Source organism: Schaalia sp. (assembly GCF_050312375.1).
Lineage (GTDB): Bacteria > Actinomycetota > Actinomycetes > Actinomycetales > Actinomycetaceae > Pauljensenia > Pauljensenia hyovaginalis.
In genome coordinates, this window is the sequence record NZ_JBNOYB010000106.1 from 12812 (window position 1) to 33318 (window position 20507).

General features: G+C 68.9%; 13 protein-coding genes. 3 read left to right on the forward strand and 10 right to left on the reverse strand.

Features of this window, described 5'->3' with window-relative positions:
* Positions 1-130: 130 nt before the first annotated feature.
* The 7 genes from ACQY7V_RS08675 to ACQY7V_RS08705 form a co-directional block, all read right to left on the reverse strand.
* The gene (locus ACQY7V_RS08675) at positions 131-1339 is read right to left on the reverse strand and encodes an Mbeg1-like protein (protein ID WP_428639794.1); all 1209 of its coding nucleotides are present in this window, start codon (positions 1337-1339) and stop codon (positions 131-133) included.
* A 420-nt stretch (positions 1340-1759) separates the two neighbouring features.
* The gene (locus tag ACQY7V_RS08680; protein ID WP_428639796.1) at positions 1760-2656 is read right to left on the reverse strand and encodes a phosphatase PAP2 family protein; all 897 of its coding nucleotides are present in this window, start codon (positions 2654-2656) and stop codon (positions 1760-1762) included.
* The gene (locus ACQY7V_RS08685; protein ID WP_428639798.1) at positions 2653-3057 is read right to left on the reverse strand and encodes a YchJ family protein; all 405 of its coding nucleotides are present in this window, start codon (positions 3055-3057) and stop codon (positions 2653-2655) included. The genes ACQY7V_RS08680 and ACQY7V_RS08685 overlap by 4 nt, the downstream gene beginning before the upstream one ends.
* 117 nt (positions 3058-3174) lie before the next feature.
* On the reverse strand, positions 3175-5502 hold the full coding sequence (locus ACQY7V_RS08690) for a beta-galactosidase (RefSeq protein ID WP_428639800.1): 2328 nt from the start codon (positions 5500-5502) through the stop codon (positions 3175-3177).
* A gap of 5 nt (positions 5503-5507) precedes the next feature.
* The gene (locus ACQY7V_RS08695; RefSeq protein WP_428639801.1) at positions 5508-6443 is read right to left on the reverse strand and encodes a carbohydrate ABC transporter permease; all 936 of its coding nucleotides are present in this window, start codon (positions 6441-6443) and stop codon (positions 5508-5510) included.
* Complete coding sequence (locus tag ACQY7V_RS08700; protein ID WP_184451299.1) at positions 6440-7381, reverse strand: carbohydrate ABC transporter permease; 942 nt, start codon at positions 7379-7381, stop codon at positions 6440-6442. The genes ACQY7V_RS08695 and ACQY7V_RS08700 overlap by 4 nt, the downstream gene beginning before the upstream one ends.
* A gap of 119 nt (positions 7382-7500) precedes the next feature.
* A complete protein-coding gene (locus ACQY7V_RS08705; RefSeq protein WP_428639803.1) occupies positions 7501-8829 on the reverse strand; it encodes an ABC transporter substrate-binding protein in 1329 nt (442 codons plus the stop codon).
* A 172-nt stretch (positions 8830-9001) separates the two neighbouring features.
* On the opposite strand from ACQY7V_RS08705, the gene ACQY7V_RS08710 reads away from it, so the two are divergent.
* From ACQY7V_RS08710 to ACQY7V_RS08720, 3 genes are all read left to right on the forward strand, one after another.
* A complete protein-coding gene (locus ACQY7V_RS08710) occupies positions 9002-9787 on the forward strand; it encodes a DeoR/GlpR family DNA-binding transcription regulator (RefSeq protein ID WP_303775572.1) in 786 nt (261 codons plus the stop codon).
* Between the two features lie 63 nt (positions 9788-9850).
* Positions 9851-12157, forward strand: a complete 2307-nt coding sequence (gene gnpA / locus ACQY7V_RS08715) for a 1,3-beta-galactosyl-N-acetylhexosamine phosphorylase (RefSeq protein ID WP_428639805.1) — start codon at positions 9851-9853, stop codon at positions 12155-12157.
* Positions 12158-12219: 62 nt separating this feature from the next.
* Complete coding sequence (locus ACQY7V_RS08720; RefSeq protein ID WP_428639807.1) at positions 12220-14817, forward strand: phosphotransferase; 2598 nt, start codon at positions 12220-12222, stop codon at positions 14815-14817.
* Positions 14818-14843: 26 nt separating this feature from the next.
* Here the strand turns inward: ACQY7V_RS08720 and ACQY7V_RS08725 are convergent, their stop codons facing one another.
* The 3 genes from ACQY7V_RS08725 to ACQY7V_RS08735 are packed head-to-tail and all read right to left on the reverse strand — an operon-like array spanning position 14844 to position 20394.
* On the reverse strand, positions 14844-16247 hold the full coding sequence (locus ACQY7V_RS08725) for a family 20 glycosylhydrolase (protein ID WP_428639809.1): 1404 nt from the start codon (positions 16245-16247) through the stop codon (positions 14844-14846).
* Between the two features lie 31 nt (positions 16248-16278).
* A complete protein-coding gene (locus ACQY7V_RS08730) occupies positions 16279-19329 on the reverse strand; it encodes a DEAD/DEAH box helicase family protein (RefSeq protein ID WP_428639811.1) in 3051 nt (1016 codons plus the stop codon).
* Positions 19330-19353: 24 nt separating this feature from the next.
* Entirely contained in the window at positions 19354-20394 is a 1041-nt protein-coding gene (locus ACQY7V_RS08735; RefSeq protein WP_428639813.1) for a YeiH family protein, read from the reverse strand.
* Positions 20395-20507 lie beyond the last annotated feature (113 nt).

The window sequence follows — 20507 nt, forward strand, 5'->3', positions numbered from 1 at the left end:
GGGTTCATTCCATCGAGGGAGCGGTTGGGCAGGACGAGTGCGAGAGGGGCCGGCGACAAGTCATTCACTGATACGGGTGGCCGTGTCTGCAAGTCGGACACTTGAGGCAGATATCGGCCTTCAGAGGGCCTCAGGGTCTTCTGAAGTCCGGGTTGTTGCCGGGGGCTCCTGACCTGGTGTCCGGGTTGTTGCCGGGTACCCCTCGCTCAGCGTCCGAGCCGCCGCCAAGGCCCCCGCGCGCCCCGCGCAGCGTCGGACGGATGCGATGCAGGCCGATCGTTCCCACCCGCAGCAATGACTGAAGGATGAATCTGCGGGTCTCCGGGTCCATGCCCGCCAAGCGCGATCGGATCTCCGGGATGTTCCGCTGCCACGAATCCGCCAGATCATCGACCGTCGTGACCCCGGGAATCGTCACCAGCTCGTAGACCGCGTTGATGAGGGCCTCCCGCTCCGCCTCGTCATGACGGGACAACCACTCGGCGAGCGTCCCCTGAATATGCCTCGCGTCGATCGTCAGGCCCTCAAGGCGCTCGAAGTCCTCGCCGAGGATCACCCATGAGAACGGGTCGTGCTGCCAGGGGCCGACACGGGTCGAGCGCACGACGCCGTAAGGCACCGAATGGTCGAGGAACATCCCCACGACGGAGGACTGGGGAACGGTCATGTCGATCCGGTCGGCGATGGCGACGAATTCGGGGCGTTCGAGCACGGATGGGAGGAAGCCCGGTCCATCGTGCGAATACACCCGAAGAAGACGCTTTCCGAGAAGATGCTGGTTGGCAGCGGCGGCGGCGATCGCAAGATTCCCGCCCTTCGAATGACCTCCGACGAGGATCCTCGCCCTCGTGCCCGACGCGGCCTCCCGGAGATAGCGGGCCGCCGCCTCCTGCGCGGGCACAGGGAAACGGAAGGTCATGTTGAAGTCCTCCTTCCACCCGACGAGCGTGCGGTCGGTCCCGCGGAAGGCCACGTAGACGAGGTCGTCGCCGAGGATGTAGGTCGCAGCGGCGAACTGCATCTGCGCATCGGCATCGACCTCGTCGACGCAGCGGCATTGGACGAGGTCGCGGAATCGGGGGCTCGAGCCCATCGCGAGGAGGAGGCGTTTCGACCTTTGCGGATCCCACAGGGGTGAGAAGTACACGGGGAAGGCTTCGGCGCGCAGGAGCTCCTGGAAGCGCACGCCCTCGGCGGTCGCGGCCTCGGGAACGTCGCCGAGGACCCGCAAGTAGGAGGCCCAGGACAGGACGAGGGAATCGACCGGCGTGAAGGTCTCGAGGGCGAGCGGCTCGAAGGCGCGCTCGACGTAGTCGATGAGATCCTCGGTCTTGGCCACGGCTCCTCCTCGAATCGGGCTCTGTGGAAAGACTAGGCCTGCGCGGATCGGGAGGTCTCGGGTATTGCCCGTCGCTCGGGGATCAGCGGTCGGGTGGCGACAAGTCTGTCGGGACCCATCATGCGGGTGGCGACAAATCGGTCGGGGTCCGTCAGTCAGATGGCGACAAGTCGGTCATTCTGGCCTGAAATGAGGGGGTTCGGCCCCAAAGAGAGCTCACATGCTCGACTTGTCGCCGCGGGCAGTGCGGCGGGTGACCGACTTGTCGCCGCGGGCGGTGCGGCGTCTGTCCGACTTGTTGCCGGGGCCGAAAAGGGGTTTGTCCGACTTGTCGCCGCGGGCAGTGCGGCGGGTGACCGACTTGTCGCCAGGCCTGACGGCCCCTGTTCGACTCATCGCCGCAGCAGGCGCGGAAACGGTTCAGGACGAGCGCGGCTGGAGGATCCCGGCCAGGACGAGCGAGGCCCCGGCGCCGACCATCGCGCCCCCGACGACATCGCTCAACCAGTGCGCGCCCAAGTACACGCGAGTCGTGGCGATGAGGACGACGAGTCCGACCGCAGCCAGGATGATGAGCGCTCGTCGGACGGGCCTCGACCAGCGAACGAAGTCCTCGTGAACAGCCCGCCGCGCAGAATCGCCACCGGCCTCGGCCGAAGCTCTCGCCCGGGAGGCCCCCACCACGACCCCCCGGACGTTCGAGCCGGGCGACGAGAGCGCCGGAGTGCCTGTGCTCGCCCGGGAGGCCGCCATCATGGCCCCCCGGACGGGCGGCCGCGTCCACGCGAAGCGCGAGATCAGGAGGATCGCAGCCGACACGGCGAGGGCCGCCGCAGCGGTCGTGTGCCCGGACGGGTAGGAGTGCGAGAGCTCGACGACGATCCGCTCGGGAAGGGCCGGCCGCACCCTTTCGATGCCGTCCTTCGCGACGGCGGTGAAGGCCGAAGCCAGGGCCATCGATGCGGGGATGTACACGCCGAGCAGTGCGGAGCGCGACGCCGCGCCGACGAGCGCGCCGATGACGAGCGCGCCGATGACGGCGGTCGTGGGTGCGAAAAGAGCGGTCAGGGCCTCCATCACGGCGGTCGCGCCCGGACTGCGGCGGGCGACGAACCATTCGAGGACCCGCTGGTCGAGCTCCGCGATCGGCTTGAGCGTCACGACGAGCCCGAGGACGAGGGCGACGAGGAGGAGGACGAGACCGGAGGCGATGCGGATCGGTCCGAGGCTCACCTCGAAGGGTCTGAGGGCGAGGTGAGGGGGAAGATCGGAGGGGGTGCGGGCGCGTTCGCCATCGCCCGAGTGCGGGCGGCTCATCCGATCTCGCCGTCCACGTAGAACCAGCGTCCCGCCCTCCGCGCGAATCGCGAGCGTTCCCGAAGGCTCCCGGCGCGGCCCTGATGATCCTGGAAGTACGCCTCGAATTCGACGACGCCCTCCTCATCGTCCGCACCGCCCTGGGCGAGGGCGAGGATCCGCAGGCCCTCCCACGTGATCGTCTGATCGGAGAAGGGCGGGGCCGGCCGGGTCTTCGGATGCCAGGATCGGAACAGGTGGTCCTCGTCGCTGAGGACGAAGGCCGTGTAGCGCGACCTCATGAGCGCGAGGGCGGTGGGTGCGGGTTCGCCTTCGAGGAAGGGGAAGCAGCACGAGCCGAAGGGGGCGCCGGAACCGCAGGGGCACCCGTCCTCGGATCGTGGCATCGGGTCGTAGGGCATGGTCGCAGCCTATCGGCTCTCAGGCGCCTGCTCCGCACCCGCCTCAAGCGCGGATCCTTCCCGTTTGAACCTAGGCTTGCCCCGCCTCAAGCGCGGTCCGCCCGCCTGAACCACGGCTCACGCGGACAGGGCGACGACGACCCCGCTCCTCGGACCCACTTCGATCCCGTCCTCGACAGCGGAACCCGAAAGGAGCTCGCTCCCCCTCACCCCGCGCACCCTCACCGAAGCGTCGGAGTGGTTGAGGAGGAAGAGGAAGTCCCCGCGCCGGGAGGCCTCCACGCCATCGGGGAGATCCGCCACCACGGGCGTGATCCCCGCCCGCCCGGCGAGGAGGTCGAAGAGGGCGCGCGCAGTGACATCGTCCGGATGACAGGCGAGGTACCAGGCGGCTCCCCCTGAAGCGAGCATGCGGCGCGTCAAGGCGGGCATCCCGGCGAGGTCGGCTCCGCCCTCGGATTCATCGAAGACCGCGACCGCATCAACGTCGGGAGGCAGACCCCGCCCCCGCTCGAAGGCGCGCGCCTCGCTCCCGGCATCGCCCTCGCCCATGAGCCCGGCAGTGCCTTCGTCCAAGCCCCCGGCGCCGCCCTCGTCCGTGGTGACGCCCGCAGCCGCGCCCTCGATATCGCCCGTGTCCGGCCTCCCGGATCGGCCGTAGCCGACGAGCTCCTCCGCCCACATGCCGCATCGGGCGCGGGCGTCAGGACCGGCCAGCGCGCTGAAGCGATCGGCCAGCTCCTCCGAGCAGATCCGCAGGCCGATCGAGGTGCATGCGGCAGGAGCGCCGACCGCCCTCGTGATGCGCGAAACCGCGGACGCCGGACCCGAAGGTGAATCGAAGGCCTCGCGCACGGGCCCCGTCAGAGCCGCATGATCGGCGACCGCGACGCCGAGAAGGCCCCGGGCGCTCCCGAGATACCCTCCGAGAATCGCATGAGCGGACTCGTCGACGACACCGCTCGGCCCGACGACGAGGACCTGGGCGCCGCCCTGCGCAGCGGCCGCAAGGGCGTCCGTGAGAGCGGGACGATCGATGAAGACGCCGGGGACGATGATGAGCGAATACCCGGACAGATCCGCCTCGGGGCCCACCAGGTCCACCTGATACCCGGCCTCCCAGGCCGTGCGATGCCAGTGCCGGGCCAATGCGAAGAGGGGCTCCGCTGGCTCCTCAGTCGGACCGATCGAAGCGGCCCGCGCCCACTCCGACTCCCAGTCGACGACGATCGCGATCCCCGCCTCGGACCGTGCGCCCACCACCGGCCCCAGCCGCGACAGGGCCCGACCGGTCTCAACGACCTCGTCCCAGGTGCGCGAAACAGCGCCCGCGTGCGGGATCATCCCCGAGTGGAAGGTCTCCGCCCCCGCCCTCGACTGGCGCCACTGGAACTGGAGGACCGCATCGGCGCCATGGGCGAGCCGGGCCAGCGACCACAGGAGGAACTGGCCGGGCCGCTTCGGCGAATTCCTCGGCCGCCACTGGATCGCACCGGGGGCCTGCTCCATGAGGATCCACGGCGCCCCGCCGCCCAGGCCCCTCATGAGGTCGCCCGCGAAGGCGATCTCATGAGCCGCGAGGGGATCGGCCGGATCCGGGTAGGAGTCGTCCGCGACGACGTCCACGCACTCCGCCCACTTCCGGTAGTCGAGGACGGGGAAGGCGCCCATGAAGTTCGTCGTGATCGGGCGCGTCGAATGAGCGCGGATCACGGCGGCCTCGGCCTCGAAGAGGGAGCGGAAGGAGTCGTCCGTGAAGCGCCGCCAGTCCAGGACCTGCGAGGGGTTCGGGAAGCTCGGCATGGCCGAGGGCGGGCTCACCTGCGCGAAGGAGGTGTAGCGCTGCGACCAGAAGTCCGTCCCCCAGGCGCGGTTGAGAGCCTCGATCGACGAGTACCGGGCCTCGAGCCAGGCCCTGAAGGCCTCTTTCGACTCCTCGGAGAAGCACTCGCGGACATGGCAGGCGAACTCGTTGCCCACGTGCCACAGGACGAGCGCCGGATGATCCCCGAAACGGTCGGCCAGTCGATCGACGAGGGCGAGGGCGGCTGTGCGATAAGCGGTCGAGTTCGGGGAATACTGCTGACGGGACCCGAAGCCGAGGCGCACGCCGCGCGCATCGACCGGCAGGGACTCCGGATGGTTGAGGGCCATCCACACGGGAGGCGAGGCGGTCCCCGTCGCCAGATCCACCCCGATGCCCGCCGCGTGAAGACGGTCGAGGATCCCCTCGAGCCAGTCGAGCTCGTAGCGGCCCTCCTCCGGTTCGAGGCGCGACCAGGAGAAGACGCCGAGCGTCACCAGGGTGACGCCGGCCTCGCGCATCTTCGCGATGTCCTCGTCGAGGATCGCATCCGCATCTGCATCGGCGAACCACTGCTCGGGGTTCCAGTCGCCGCCGTAGGCGGGCGTCGTGAAACGGACGGAGCGGGGCCCTCGGCTCATCCGCGTCAGCCCTTCACCGAACCGGCCGCGAGACCCGCCTGCCAGTACCGCTGGAGCCCGAGGAACAGGGCGATGAGGGGCACGACCCCGAGGAGCGCGCCCATCATGACGGCCCCCTTCTCGGGGTTGAAGTAGCTCATCATGCCGTACAGGCCCAGGGTGACGGGCTTGATCTCCGGGGAGGAGACCATCATGAGGGGCAGGAGGAAGTTGTTCCAGGTCGCGACGAAGATGAAGAGGAAGATCGTCACCATCGCCGGCGCGAGGAGGCGCAGGACGATCGTGAAGAAGATCCTCGCCTCGGAGGCGCCGTCGATGCGGGCGGCCTCGATGAGCTCCTTCGGGACGGAGGAGTCGGCGTAGACGCGCCCGAGGAAGACGCCGAAGGGGGAGACGCACGAGGGGATGATGATCGCCCACATCGTGTTCGTCAGTCCGATCCCGTGGAACACGATGTACAGGGGGATCGTCAGCAGCGCGACCGGCATGAGGAGGCCGCCCATGATGAAGGCCATTGTGATGTTCTTGCCGGGGAAGGCGAACTTCGCGAGGGCGTAGCCCGCGGCGACGGAGACGAGCGTGCCGAAAGCCGCGGCGGCGGTCGAATAGAGGAGGGAGTTGCCGACCCACCGCCAGAAGAGGCCCTGGGTCCAGCTCATGAGCTTCGAGTAGTTCTCGGTGAGCTGGATGTCGTCGGCGAACCAGAATCCGGGCGAGGAGACGAGGCCCGGATTCGACTTCGTCATCGAGAACATCACCCACACGATCGGGGCGAGGAAGTAGAGGAGGGTGACGACGAGGACGACGAGGGTGATCGTCCTGGCCGCAGTCGAGGGGGCGATCGACCTCGGCGGCATTCCCTCGGCGGAGGCGAGGTATTCGCGGCCGTCTGCGAGACGGGCCGTGCTCCGGCGCGAGCGGGCGGATGACGAGGTGCTCATCGGAGGGTCCTCCTCTGGGCGAAGGCGTAGATGACGGCGAGGGCTCCGGCGATGATCGCCATGAGGATCGAGATCGCGGAGGCGGGCCCGTCGCCGCCGGGCGAGATCTGCCCGAACATCGTGTAATAGGCCATCATCATCGGCGTGTAGCTCGTCCCCATCCACGTGTTCGAGGAGTACATGACCGAGGGCTCGTTGAACAGCTGAATCGTCCCGATGATCGACAGGAGCACGGCGAGCATCGCCGCGCCCGAGACCAGCGGGACCTTCACGTGCCGGACGATCTGCCAGCCGGAGGCGCCGTCGAGGCGGGCGGCCTCGTAGAGCTCGTGGGGGATCGCCTGGAGGGCCGCGAGGAAGATCAGCATGTTGTAGCCCGTGTAGGTCCAGGTCGTCATGTTCGCCATCGAGGCGAGGATCGGCCAGCCCTTCGCCATGAAATCCGGGTTGAGTCCGAGGGGGGCGAGCATCTGCGTGATCGGCGAGAGTTCGGGCGTGTAGATGTAGAGCCACACCATCGCGGCGACGATGCCGGGGATCGCGAAGGGCAGGAAGTTGCCGAGGCGGAAGATCGTGTTGTGCTTGACGAGGTAGGAATCGAGCACGAGGGCGAGGGCGAGGGCGGCGAGGATCATGACGGGGATCTGGAAGGCCGCGTAGACGATGACGCGCCCCATGCCCGACCAGAAGTCGGGATTCGTGGCCGCGTAGACGAAATTGTCGAATCCGACGAAGGTCGTCTTCAGGTCCCCGCCCCCGTAGAGGCCGCCGCCCTCGGCGACTTCGCGGTAGAAGGACTGGCGGATGGCGACGAGGATCGGAATGGCGAAGACGAGGAGGAAGAGCACGAAGAAGGGGGCCATGAAGGCCCAACCGGTCAGCGCCTCATGACGTTCGCGAGTTTTCCTGTTCCGCGGCGCCGGGGTCGATTTCGACATGGGTATCGCCTCGTGGATGTGGGGGTGGCAGGGGGGCGGCCGGGCGGCGTCGTTCGACTCCCGGCCCGAGCAAGGGGTCCCCCACGGGTGACGCAGGGGACCCCTTGCTCATGAGCGCGTCACTTGACGGAGAGTCCGCCGTCCTTCAGCGCCTTCACCGAGGTGTCCTGGGCGGCGGTGAAGACGTCGGCGACCTTGCCGGTGCCGGCTCCGGCGGCTGCGGCCGCCTGCTTCATCGGATCACCGAGGGTCGAGAAGAAGGGGATGTAGGGGAAGTCCTTCGAGAGGTTGGCGTTCGCAGTGCCGAGCTCGGCGAAGACGTCCTGGCCGCCGTAGAACTTCGAGAGCGACTCGGGGGTCTTCATCGGGGCGGTCGTCGTCGCGACGACGAGGCCCTGGGAGACGAGGGCGTCCACCTGCGTGTTCAGCCAGTTGTTGAACTCCATCGCCTCGGCGACGTGCGCGCAGCCCTTCGTCACGGCGACGCCGGAGCCCCCGTCGGGGCCGGTCTTCGCGCCCGCGCCGAAGTCGGGGAGCTGGGCGACGGCCCACTGGCCCTCGTTCGCGGTGCCCGCCATGTCGCCCGCGAGGAGCGGGGCCTCCCAGGCGGCGCCGATCGTGCCGATGAGCGACTGGTCGTTGAGGGCGGCCTTGAAGCCGTCGTTCCAGCGCTCGGTCACGAGGACGGACTTGTCGTCGAGCATCTGCTGCCAGAAATCGGCGACGACCTTCGAGGCGTCGGAATCGGTCGTGACGACCCAGTTGTCGCCCTCGGTCGAGTACCAGGTGCCGCCGGCGGCCGCGACCTGGGCGGAGAGGAAGTACTGGGCCTCATCGGGCTCGAAGGCGGCGATGTACTTGCCCTGGGCGGCGGCCGTCTTCGCGGCCTCCTGGAACTCGGCGAGGGTCGTGGGGGCCGTGATGCCGAGCTTGTCGAACTCCGCCTTGTTGTAGTAGTAGACGAGCGGCCCGGTGTCCTGCGGGAGGCCGACGACCGTTCCGCCGACGGACATGTTCGTGTAGGCGCCGGAGTAGTTGTCCTTGTACTTCTCGGCCTCGGCGGTGACGTCCTCGAGGAGGCCCTTGACGAAGACCTCGGGGACCTCGCCGTAGCCGACCTGCGCGAGGCATGCCGCCGCGCCCGCCTTGACGTCGGTTTCGAGCTTCTTGATGAGCTCCTGCGCCTTGCCGTCGAACTTCGTCGCCTTCACCTGGATGTCCGGGTGCTCCGCGTTCCACTGGTCGGCGAGCTCGGAGATCTTCGTCATCCCCTCGCCGTCGGGCAGGCGGTGGATGTACTCGATGGTGATCGCTCCGCCGTCGCTCGCAGCGGCGCCGGATGCGCTCGCGTCCGTGCTCGAAGCGCCGTTCGAGCATCCTGCGAGGGCGAGTGAGGCGAGTGAGGCCGCCGCGATCGTCGCGGCGACACCGTTCTTCCTTCGGATCATTGGAATACTCCTCTTTGAGAACTCTCTGATCGTTTATGCTGGGATGCCAACGGAATAGAGCATAATTGAACGGGACAGTGCGGTCCACGCAACGACGCTCGATTTGGTTGCGCTCTGATTACGATCGCATGACGACCGGCCCCGAGAGGGGCGCACACGGGGAGGCGGTGCCATGCAACGGCACGAGCGGCTGACGAAACTCTTCGAGGTGATCCTCGAAGAGGAGAGCGTCACGGTCGACGAACTCGTCGCGCGCCTCGGCGTCTCAGCCGCGACCGTGCGCCGCGACCTCGACCACCTCGCGGGCCAGCAGCTCATCACCCGGACCCACGGGGGAGCCGTGGCCTCCCCCCACTCCTCCGACATCCCCATCCGCTACGGGCCCGGCGCGAAGCTCAGCCAGGAGAAGCGGAGGATCGCCGCCTCCGCTGCGGACCAGGTCCGCCCAGGCGACATCATCGGCCTCAACGGCGGGACGACGACGACCGAGCTCGCCCGCGAACTCGCCGTGCGCGAAGAGCTCCGCGCGGAGGCCCCGGGCGAACAGGTCGTCATCGTCACGAACGCCGTCAACATCGCCACCGAACTCGCCGTGCGCCCGCACCTGCGGGTCGTCCTCACCGGCGGCGTCGTGCGATCCATGAGCTTCGAACTCGTCGGCCCCTTCGCCTCGCCCGTCATCGACTCCGTATCGATCGACACCCTCTTCCTCGGAGTCGACGCGCTCACCCCCAAGGGGGCCTTCACCGCCCACGACGGCGAGGCCGCGATCAACGGCCGACTCGCCGCCCAGGCCCGCAGGGTCGTCGTCATCGCCGACAGCACGAAGCTCCGGGCCCGCGCCTTCGCGAGGATCTGCCCCCTGTCCGAAATCGACCAGATCATCACCGACGACCGTGCGGACCCGCAGGCCGTCGCCCGCTTCCGCGAAGCGGGCGCCGAAGTCGTCCTCGTCTAGCAGCGAAACCCATCCGATTATCCTCACACCGTGCCCGTCTCATCCGGGAGAAAGGGAGTATCCATGACCGAGAATCGCGCCGGGCGCCTCACCCTTCCCATCGAAACGGGGATCGACGAGGAGGTGCGGGCACTCGTCGAACGCCTCGGCGCCGACGCGGTCCGCAATTCCGACGGCACCTGCCTGCCCGACTGGGTGGACCGGGGATTCGCGAAGGTCTACTCCACCTACTTCCCCGCGCGCGGCGACGAGGAATGGGCGGACATGTCGGCCGGGGAGCGCATCCACCAGTACCTCCTCTCCGAACGGCGCACCGCCCCGCCCTCGGGCCCCCTCGTCATCGACGTCATGGAGGGATGGTTCCAAGCGCAGTTCCGGCCCGACACCGACTGCGAGGTCAAACGCTGGTGGCAGGTGATCGACCGGACCGCCGGCCGTGTCCTCGACCCCGAGGAATGGGAGGTCGAAACCGCAGGGCCGCGCCCCCTCGTCGATCCGGTGCCCCTCGTCGGCCCCCTCCCGGCCGACGCCGGCTCCGCCCTCGTCACCATCGCGCATCCCGAAGCGCTGCACGTCTACACGGTGTCCTTCCTCGCCGTACAGATCTGGGACTCCACCCAGATGTACAACTACCTGACGAACGACTGGGCCCTGGACCCCTCGCGCGTCAAGGAGCGCCCCTACGACGTCGAATACCCCAGGACCTGGGCGCACGTGAAGGACGCGCTCGCGATCTGGCTCGAGCGCAACCCCCACGTCGACGTCGTCCGCTTCACGACCTTCTTCTACCACTTCACCCTGGCCTTCGATTCACGAGGGCGCGAACGCTACGTCGACTGGTTCGGATACTCCGCCTCCGTGTCGGTGCCCGCGATGGAGGCCTTCGAGAAGGAGTACGGCTACGCCCTCACGGCCGAGGACTTCGTCGACGCCGGATGGTACAACTCGCCCTTCAGGCCCCTGAGCCCCCGTTTCCGCGATTGGATCGACTTCACGAGCCGACGCGTCGCCGACAAGGCGAAGACCCTCGTCGACATGACCCACGAGGCCGGGCGCGAAGCGATGATGTTCCTCGGCGACAACTGGATCGGCATGGAGCCCTACGGGAAGCACTTCCCCGGCATCGGCATGGACGCCGTCGTCGGCTCAGTCGGATCGGCCGCGACCTGCCGCATGATCGCCGACATCCCCGGCGTGCGCTACACCGAAGGCCGCTTCCTCCCCTACTTCTTCCCGGACGTCTTCCGCGAGGGAGGGAACCCCGTCGCAGAGGCGGAGGAATCCTGGCGCACCGCGCGCCGGGCGATCGTCCGCAAGCCCCTCGACCGGATCGGGTACGGCGGCTACCTCTCCCTCGCGCTGAAGTTCCCCGACTTCATCGACCGCGTCGAAGCGATCGTCGCGGAATTCCGCTCCCTGCATTCGGCCTCCGGCGGGCAGCTCCCCGCGAACACGCGCGTGCGCGTCGGGGTGCTCAACGCCTGGGGCTCCCTGAGGACCTGGCAGACGCACATGGTCGCGCACGCCCTGTGGTACAAGCAGATCCACACCTACCTCGGCGTCATCGAATCCCTCGCCGGACTGCCCTTCTCGGTGGAGTTCGTCTCCTTCGAGGACCTCGAATCCGACGCCTCCGCCCTCGACCGCATCGACGTCCTCATCAACGCGGGCGCGGCGAACACCTCCTTCTCCGGCGGACCCGCCTGGGCCTCCGAGAAGCTCCAGCACACGATCCGCGAATTCGTGTGGAACGGCGGCGGCTTCATCGGAATCGGCGAACCCACCGCATGGATCGGCGAGGCGGCGGACCGCGGATCGACGACCCCCGCATCCGGCACCGTCTTCACCCTGTCCGACGTGCTCGGCGTCGACAGGGAGATCTCCTGGTCCCTGTCCACCGATCGCTACCCGGAAGTCTCCCCCGAGCACTTCATCACCGAAGACCTCGGCGAGGAGTTCGCCTCGGGAGAAGACCCCGGCGACGTCGTCGCCCTCGGCGCCCGCATCCACCGCCTCGAGAAGGGCTCGGTGCGCCTGGCGACCCACGAGTACGGGGCGGGCCGCGCCGTCTACATGGCGGGACTGACGTGGTCGGCCGTCAACTCGCGCCTCCTCCACCGCGCGCTCATGTGGGCGGGAGGGGCCGAGGACGAGTGGGAATCCGTCCTCATCACCACGAACCCCCAGGTCGAGGTCGCGTGGTACCCCCAGGTGCGCCGCGCCTTCGTCTACAACGACTCCGACGAGCCGCAGGAGGCCCGCATCCTCGGATCGGGCCTCGTGGGCTGGGCCGAGGGCGCGGAGGACGAGGCGCGGATCGACATCGCGGTCTCGCTCGGAGCCGGCGAATCGAGCTGGCTCGACCTGTGATGCGGCGAAGGCATCGCCCGGACCCCGAAACGAATGCAGAACGACGACGATGGAGAACCGTGATGGGCATCAGTGCTGACGATCTGACCAGGACCGCTGAGATGTTCGCCCTCGAGGGCGAGATCATCTCGGTCGAGCCCTACGGGGACGGGCACATCAACTCGACCTTCCTCGTGACGACGAGTGCGCGCCGCTACATCCTCCAGAGGATGAACACGGACGTCTTCCCCGATCCTGCCGGACTCATCCGCAACATCCGCCTCGTCACGGATCACCTTCGCGAGCGCGGTCAGGAGACCCTGACCCTCGTGCCGACCCGCGAGGGCGAGCCCTTCCTCGACGCCTCCGAGGAGCCCTTCCGCGTTTACGCGTTCATCGAGGACGCGGTGAGCTACAGCCGGGTCGAGAGCGCCGAGGTCTTCCGCAATTCCGGGCGGGCCTTCGGACGCTTCCAGAAGCTCCTCGCCGACTTCGACGCATCGGAGCTCGTCGAGGTGATCCCCGACTTCCACTGCACCCCCTCGCGCTACGCCGCCTTCAGGCGGGCGGTCGAGGAGGACCCGATCGGACGAGCGGCCGGCGTGCAAGACGAGATCGCCTTCTTCACCGCACGGGCGCCGGAGTACGCGCGCCTCGTCGATGCGCTGGCCGCCGGCGATCTGCCCCTGCGCGTCACGCACAACGACACGAAGCTCAACAACATCCTCATGGACGCCGGGACCGGCGAGGCGAGGGCGATCATCGACCTCGACACCGTGATGCCGGGCTCGATGCTCTACGACTTCGGCGATTCGATCCGCTTCGGCGCATCGACCGCGCTCGAAGACGAGCAGGACCTCTCGAAGGTCCACTTCTGCCTCGACTACTACCGCGCATACACCGACGGCTTCGTCAGCGCCGTCGCGGAGCAGATGACGGCCCTCGAGGCGGAACTGCTGCCCGTCGCGGCCAAGCTCATGACCCTCGAATGCGGCATGCGCTTCCTCGCCGACCACCTCGAGGGCGACACGTATTTCGCAAGCGCCTACCCTGAGCACAACCTCGTGCGCGCGCGCACGCAGATCAGGCTCGTCGAGGAGATGGAAGAACAATGGGAGGAGATGGTCCGGGTGACGCGTGAAACCGTGGAGGAGTATCAGGGGCGCCGGGCGCCCGAGGGCGGGCAGGAGGACCCGATCCGCGAGTTCTACGCGGTCGTCGATCGGCTCGTGAGCTACGCGAGGATCAACCTCCTGCTCGACGAGCGCGACGAGATCTACGCGCGCAACCGGATCTTCGCGCTCTTCGGATTGAACTCCTACGCGCCCACCGGGAGCCTCTCGCAGGACACGGCGCCCGATGAGCTGCTCGACGACTTCGCGAAGGCCGGCCTCGCCGCCGGGCTCTTCGACGAGTCCGAGGTCGCCCACTACTGCGACCGGGTGATGGGGATCTGCTCGCTCGCGCCCTCGGGCCTTCAGGACGCCTACGCGCGCGTCCTCGAAGAGGCCGGCGGCACAGAGGCGATGTCCTGGCTCTACCACTACTCGGTGGCCAGCGGATACGTGAAGCGCGCCCTCCTCGACCGCAACCCGCGCTTCGAAACGCCCGAGGGGCTGATCGTCACGATCAACCTCGCCAAACCGGAGTTCAAGGACGCGAAGAAGGCCGCCGCCGGCAACGCCGTCTCGGGCGGCTACCCGAGGTGCACGATCTGCCGCGACAACGAGGGATTCGCGGGGCGCGACAAGTTCACCGTGCGCACCGTCCCCGTGAAGCTGGGCGACCAGGAATGGTTCTGGCAGTTCTCCCCCTACGGGTACTTCAACGAGCACGGCATCGCCGTGAACACGGAGCACACCCCGATGCACGTCGACAGGGCCGCCTTCACCAGGCTCATGGACTTCGTCGACGCCTTCCCCGGCTACTTCATCGGCTCGAACGCCGCCCTCACCCGCATCGGCGGTTCCGTCCTCGCCCACGACCACTATCAGGGCGGCGGCGAAGTCCTCCCGATGCAGAAGGCGGGCGCCTACGCCGCCCTCACGGTCGAGGGCTTCCCCGAAGCGAAGGTCGAGGTCCTCGACTGGTTCAACACGGCCATCCGCGTCGTCTCGCCCGAGCGCGAAGACATCGAGGAGATCTCCGACAGGATCCGCCGGGCCTGGGTGGCCTTCACGGATCCCGAGCGCGGGATCATCGCCGAGGACGAGGAGGGAGTCCACTCGGCCGTCTCGCCCACCTGCGTCAAGACCGATCGCGGATACGAGATGTCGATCATCCTGCGCTCGAACATCACGAGCGAGCGCTACCCCGACGGCGTCTTCCACGCCCACCCCGAGTTCTTCCCGATCAAACAGGAATCGATCGGCCTCATCGAGGCCCAGGGCCTGTTCATCCTCCCCGGGCGCCTCGTCGCTCAGCTCGGCGCACTCGAGGACGCCCTCGTCGAGGGGCGCGAACTGCCCGGGGAACTCGCCGAATTCGAGCTCGTGTTCAGCGAGCTCAAGGAGCGCGTCCCGGCCTCGCCGAGCCGCGAGGAGGTCCGCCGGGCCGTCCGCGACGAGCTCGGAAGCGTGTGCGCGCGGATCCTCGACAACACCGCGGTCTTCAAGGACAAGCGCGAAACCGTCGACTTCCTCGTCGGCCTCGGCTTCACGCCCGCCGCGCAGGCGCACTGAGCCGCGGACCGGGCGCCGGGAGGGGCTTAAACGCCGGTGAGGGGAGCCGGGGTCCAGCCGCGCGAGCGCCAGAGCCGCTCCAGGGCCGCCGCCCGAGCCGCGAAGGACTCCCACCTGCCGACCCCGGACCCGCACCAGGCGACCTCTGCGACGGCGGCGAGCCTGGGGAGGAGCATCTGGCCGAGATCGCCCTCGGTCAGGAGCGTCTCCGTCCACAGGCACGCCTCGACGCCTTCGATCGCCTCGGCGGGCGCCCCCGGGACCACCTGCCCGGGATCCCATTCAAGGGTCTGACGGGCCGGGACGACGCCCATCCAGTCCAAGCCGATCCGCTCGCCCTCGACCTGCTTCATGTCGAGGTAGACGCGGTCGGCCGGCGAGAGGACGATCCGCGCGCCCCGCTTCGCGGCCTCGGCGACATCCGTTGAGGACAGGCGCGGATCCCAGACCTGGACGAGGTCGCCCTCGCCCACGAGGGGCGCCGCCTCCTGCCAGGCGCTCACGCGGAGCCCCTTCCCGTGGACGAGCCCGAGCGCCCTCGTCACGAGCGCCTCGTATTCCAAGCGCTCCGTCGAGAAGCACTCGTCGCCGCCGATGTGGAAGCCGTGGGCGCTCAGGGGCGCGAGGGCGGACACGACCTCGGTGAGGAAGCGCTCCGTGTCTGGCGCGCCGGTCGACAGGCTCGAGAAGCCGACCTCGGCGCCCGTGTACGCCGGCGGAGTCCGCCCGTCGGGGTTGAGGCCGGGCATCGCGTGGAGTGCGGCGTTCGTGTGCCCGGGCAGATCGACCTCGGGGACGAGGGCGATCCCGAGCTCCCCGGCGCGCACGGACAGGGCCGCGAGCTCGTCGAGGCCGAGCCACCCCCTGGCGAGGCCGCCGCCGCGCTCAGCGGCTTCAACGCCTCCGACCGCGCCCTCGCCCGACTCCCTCACGAGCTCGGGGAGGGAGGGGATGTCGATCCGCCACGCCTGATCGTCGGTGAGATGCAGGTGGAGGACGTTGAGCGCGAGATCGGCCATGAGGTCCATGACGCGCAGGATTGTCGAGGGCCCGAAGTAGTGCCGCACGATGTCGAGGTGGAGGCCGCGATGCCGGTACTTCGGGAAATCCACGAGGACGAGGTCCGCAACGGGTGAATCCGGGTCGGCGCAGGCCGACAGCACGGCGAGCCTGCGGCGCGCCCTCGACTCGCCGAGGGCGGTGGAGGCGCTGATGAGCGCGCGGCCCGAGGAGATCTCGATCCGATGAGCCTCCTCGAGCTGCCACTCCTGAAGGCCCTCGGGAAGACCGAGCTTCGCCGGGGCGACGCGCCCCGAGTCGATCACGAGGTCCTTCCACAGGGGCAGCGCCTCGGGTCCGGTGCGCATCGGGCGCAGGGCGAGGGAGACCGGCTCGGGCACGAGGCCGTCGAATGGGGGAACGGGTGTCATGAGGCCATTCTTCCCGAATCGTGGGCGGCGGTTACGCCCAATGCTCGACGATTCTCGCCTTCGTCCGGATGCCCCCGCGGTTCTGAGCCCGCGCGGCGACGAGGATCGACGAATTGGCCCTCATCCGCAGATCCACGACACGGGCCGGACCCACGGCGCGATTCCACGCGGATTCGAATCGCAGCGCGGCCTCCTTCGTGGTGCCGAGGGCCGAGGGAACCGCGAGATAGTGGCTCCGCGAGCTCATCGCGGCGTTCACGAGGGCGATGCCCAGATCCAGGGACCACCGCAGAGGCCCCGGGAGGTGAGCGGGGGAACTCCGCTCGATCTCGGGCATCGGGCCCAGGATGATGATGTGGCGGGGCCTGCCAAGACCGATGGGCGTGAAGAGCTCTGCGAGGCACTGGTGAAGGAGGGCCTTCTCCGAGGCCGATCCGGCGGAGAACTCGATGCGGAGGCGAGAGCCCTCTTCGACGAGGATGGACGCCGGGTCGATCGCCCCGGACACCGAGCCCGAGTCCTGAAGGGCCTGAAGGACGGCCCGGGCGCCCCGGTGGTAGAGGGCGACCGGATGAGAACGGGTCCTCCAGAGGAAGAGCGTCTCCTTGAGGGCGGGGATCCCGATCCCGAAGAGGAGGAACAGCGCCGTGAGGACGAGGAACGCGATGAGGACGAATAGCGCGGGGAGGTCCTGAGCAAGGCGCATTCGCACGAGCACCGAAACCGCGAAGGCGAGGGCCGAGAAGAGCAGGGAGTCGATCACCAGGAGGACGCTGAGCGGCGTGTTCGAGCTCTCGAAGGCGAAACGGGCGTCCTTGCGCAGCTTGACGCTCGATCGGATGCGCGCCGATGCCGTCGTCGTCCCGAGATGCCAGAGGCGGTGGCTCTCGGCGCGCGGCGGGAGGGCATTCCTCGTGCGCTCATTGAGGGCGCGGACGGGATCCTTGAGCGGGGAGGGGGTGCTCAAGGTCTCGCGCTGAAGCGGATCGAGGATCGCATCGACGCCCCGGGTGATCGTCCCCTCAGGATCCGCCGCGTCGCGGCTGAGCCCCCACAGGTGTTCGGCCTTCATCCGCAGGCGCGCGTATTCGCGGGAGTCCGGGACCAGGGAATTCGAGGAGGGCAGGCACGCGAGGATCCAGTTGTGCGCGACTTTCCCGGGGCGTGCGGGATCGAGGCGGAGCGTCCTGCCGTGCAACTGCTGGGCGGCCGTGGAGGTCGTCACCGTCGTGAGATCGATGAGGGTGTTGAGCGAGGGGCAGTCCCAGCCTTCGGCGAGGAGCCCGCGCGTCCCGACGACGAGCCGCACGAGCCCCTCCTCGACGAGTTCGGCGAGGGCCCGAACCAGGCGGGCGGGAGTGGTGCCGGCGGTCGCGATCTCGGCGACCTCCCCGCTGATGCGGGTCACGGCGAGCGGCGCGCAGGTCCTGGTCCGCAGGGCGTTGAGGATCTCGACGTCCTCGGCGAGAAGCCGCAAATGCGAAGCCGTGATGAGGACCGGGTGCATCGAGCGTGCGAGGGGATCGGCGCTGAGGAGGGTGAAGCACCGCAGGGCGCCGCCGCGCGCGCTCCCGGAGCGCTGCGCCCCGGCGAGGGCCGAACGGTCGTCGTGCTGCGCGAGATCGGCCACGACGGCCGCTCTCAGGCCCTCGCCCAGGGACTCGTTCTCGAGGGCGAGGATGTCGAGAACGGCCCGATCCTTCGACTCCGAGCGCGACAGGACCGCGTCGATCGGGTCCTTGCCCCGACGGATCCCCCGGTCGGTGAGGTGGTATCCGAATGCCAGCAGGAGGCGCTTGCGCTCTCGCCACTCCTGAGCGCGCTCCTCATCCGGGAGGAGACGGGTCAGGGCGTGACGCGCGAGCAGGAGGAGACGATCGTCGAGGCTCGGTGCTTCGGTGTCGGGGAGACGTCGGATGATCTCGGGGTCGATCGCGGTCCCGTCCTCATCGAGCCGGACGAGCATCCTCCCGGCGGCCAGGGCGAGGAAGGGATCGGAGTCGAAGGCCCGCCGCATCCTCTCGTCGAGGGAGGGGGGAATCGCCCCGCCCTCGTCATCGGGATCGGACTCGGGGGCGATCAGGCATTCGTGGAGGAAGGCGAGCCCCTCGGGAGCGGCGAACACGTCCATGAGGGCGCCTTCGAGCATGCGCTCGTGACGCTCGATGAAACCACGCTCCTTAGGGGTCGCCCGGGTGAACCACGCCCACGTGCGCACGGGCGCGAGATCGCCCGCTCGGATCACGGCGGGAGTCGGGACCTCGTAGTCCACTTCGCCGAGGAGGCCCGTGTAATTCCGCTCCTCAACGGGGGTGGCGGGATCGGGCGGAGTGGCCGTGAGGCCGATGAGGAGCGGGTCGCCGCCCGCCTCCTCGATTTTCGAGCGCAGGAGGTGGAGGACCAACGCCCAATGATCGAGGAGGTGATGGCACTCGTCGAGGACGATGGTGCGCACGCCCGCGCGGACGAGCCCGTCGATGAGGGCCAGCGCCCGCGGGTGCAGGGTCTGCTCGAGAACCCTCGGATCGAGGGAGCGGAGGTTCTTCCGGATCGCGTTCGCCCGTGAACGAATGCCCTTCGAATACTCCTTCGGATTCGAGTCCTGGAGCTCCGCGAGCCAGGCGAGTGCGCGCTCGCGATCCGACCAGGAGCGCTCCATCTCCTCGATCCACTGCTCACGGGCCGCATCGGAGAAAGGGGAGGAGGAATCGACGACGCTCAAACGCTGATAGGTCATGATGTTGAGGTCGCCGACCTCATCGGAGTCGACGAGCATCAGCGGATCCTCGGCCGTCCCCTCGCCGATCCCGAAGCGCTCCCGTGCGGTCTTCGCCCACTGATCGCGGATGACGCTCGTCGACGAGAGGACGAGCGCGCGGCGGCCGTCGCGAACGGCGAGCAGCAGGCCGAGGATCGTCTTGCCGGATCCGGGGGGCGCGACGATGTGGAAGGAGCGATCCCCCTTGCCGCATCCGCCGCGCCAGTCCTCGCGTCCGAGGGCGTCGAGGACCGCGGCCTGGTAGTCGCGGGGCTCCCCTCGGAATCGCGCATCGGACAAAGGACGGGGGTTCTCAGCGCTCACAGGAGTATTTTGGCCGGTCGCAGCTCAGTGGGCGAGTGCCACGCCGCCGAGGGCGGTGAGGCCGACGACGAGGGTGGACGCGGCCGCGAGCACGAAGGGCCGGGGACCCACCTTCGCGAAGTCCCTCAGTCGCACCCCGGTGCCGAGCGCGAACATCGCGGAGGCGAGCAGAGCGGTCTGAAGGACCTTGAGGGGCGCCAGGGCGCTCGCGGGCACGACCCCCAGCCAACGGATGAGCACCATGAGGATGAAGCCCCCGACGAAGGCCGGCATGATCGGCGGGAGCGTCCCGCCCGCCGCGCCCATCCCGGGAAGCTCCCGGCCTGCGCGGATCGCGTGGCGGCGCCACAGCGAAATGCCCGCCATCACGGGGGCGAGCATGAGCACGCGGGCGAGCTTGACGACGACGGCCCCGGCCAGCGCCTCCTCGCCGAGGGCCCCTCCGATGGCGACGACCTGGGCGACTTCATGAGTGGAGGCCCCCGCCCACAGACCGGTCGTCAGGGGGTCGAAGCCGATGAGGGCGCCCAGGATCGGGACGATCGGGATCATCAGCGTCCCGAAGATGACGACGAGGCCGACCGCCGTCACCACCTCCTCGCGCTCCTTCGTCTCGATGACGCCGTCGACCGCGGCGACGGCCGCGGCGCCGCAGATCGAGAAGCCCCCGGCGACCAGCAGGGTCTGCGTGAGCGAGAGGCGCATCGCGCGTCCGATGAGGAGCGTCGCCCCCATGCCCGCGGCGACGACCGCGACGACGACGAGGATCATCCCGGCTCCGAGGGCGACGATGTCGGAGACGATGAGCTGGAGCCCGAGGAGCACGACGCCGACCCTCAAGAGGCGCTTCGCCGCGAAGGCGAGCCCCGGTTCGAGGGAGGCGGGGAGGGGGAGCGCATTGCGGGCGATCACCCCGAGGAGGATCGCGACGAGCATCGCCGAGAGGATCGGGACGAAGGAGTTGACGAGCAGCGAGATCCCGACTGCGAGGAAGGAGACGAGGACTCCGGGGAGGAGACGGGTCCATGAAGAGGCGAACTTCGGTGCGCTCACTGCTGAGGTCATGCCCCCACTGTAGGAATGGAGCCCGCCCGCCCCTGGGACCTCGGGCCGGGGTCGAGGGCGGGCAGGCCGGCCGTGCGCGGCGGGACTCGGGGGCCGTCCGCCCTCCGAGAGCT

Excerpts from the sequence above, each read along its gene's own strand:
- ACQY7V_RS08680 (WP_428639796.1), bottom strand. The coding sequence starts at position 2,656 with ATGAGCCGCCCGCACTCGGGCGATGGCGAACGCGCCCGCACCCCCTCC.
- ACQY7V_RS08685 (WP_428639798.1), bottom strand. The coding sequence starts at position 3,057 with ATGCCCTACGACCCGATGCCACGATCCGAGGACGGGTGCCCCTGCGGT.
- ACQY7V_RS08690 (WP_428639800.1), bottom strand. The coding sequence starts at position 5,502 with ATGAGCCGAGGGCCCCGCTCCGTCCGTTTCACGACGCCCGCCTACGGC.
- ACQY7V_RS08695 (WP_428639801.1), bottom strand. The coding sequence starts at position 6,443 with ATGAGCACCTCGTCATCCGCCCGCTCGCGCCGGAGCACGGCCCGTCTC.
- ACQY7V_RS08700 (WP_184451299.1), bottom strand. The coding sequence starts at position 7,381 with ATGTCGAAATCGACCCCGGCGCCGCGGAACAGGAAAACTCGCGAACGT.
- ACQY7V_RS08705 (WP_428639803.1), bottom strand. The coding sequence starts at position 8,829 with ATGATCCGAAGGAAGAACGGTGTCGCCGCGACGATCGCGGCGGCCTCA.
- ACQY7V_RS08710 (WP_303775572.1), top strand. The coding sequence starts at position 9,002 with ATGCAACGGCACGAGCGGCTGACGAAACTCTTCGAGGTGATCCTCGAA.
- gnpA (WP_428639805.1), top strand. The coding sequence starts at position 9,851 with ATGACCGAGAATCGCGCCGGGCGCCTCACCCTTCCCATCGAAACGGGG.
- ACQY7V_RS08720 (WP_428639807.1), top strand. The coding sequence starts at position 12,220 with ATGGGCATCAGTGCTGACGATCTGACCAGGACCGCTGAGATGTTCGCC.
- ACQY7V_RS08725 (WP_428639809.1), bottom strand. The coding sequence starts at position 16,247 with ATGACACCCGTTCCCCCATTCGACGGCCTCGTGCCCGAGCCGGTCTCC.
- ACQY7V_RS08735 (WP_428639813.1), bottom strand. The coding sequence starts at position 20,394 with ATGACCTCAGCAGTGAGCGCACCGAAGTTCGCCTCTTCATGGACCCGT.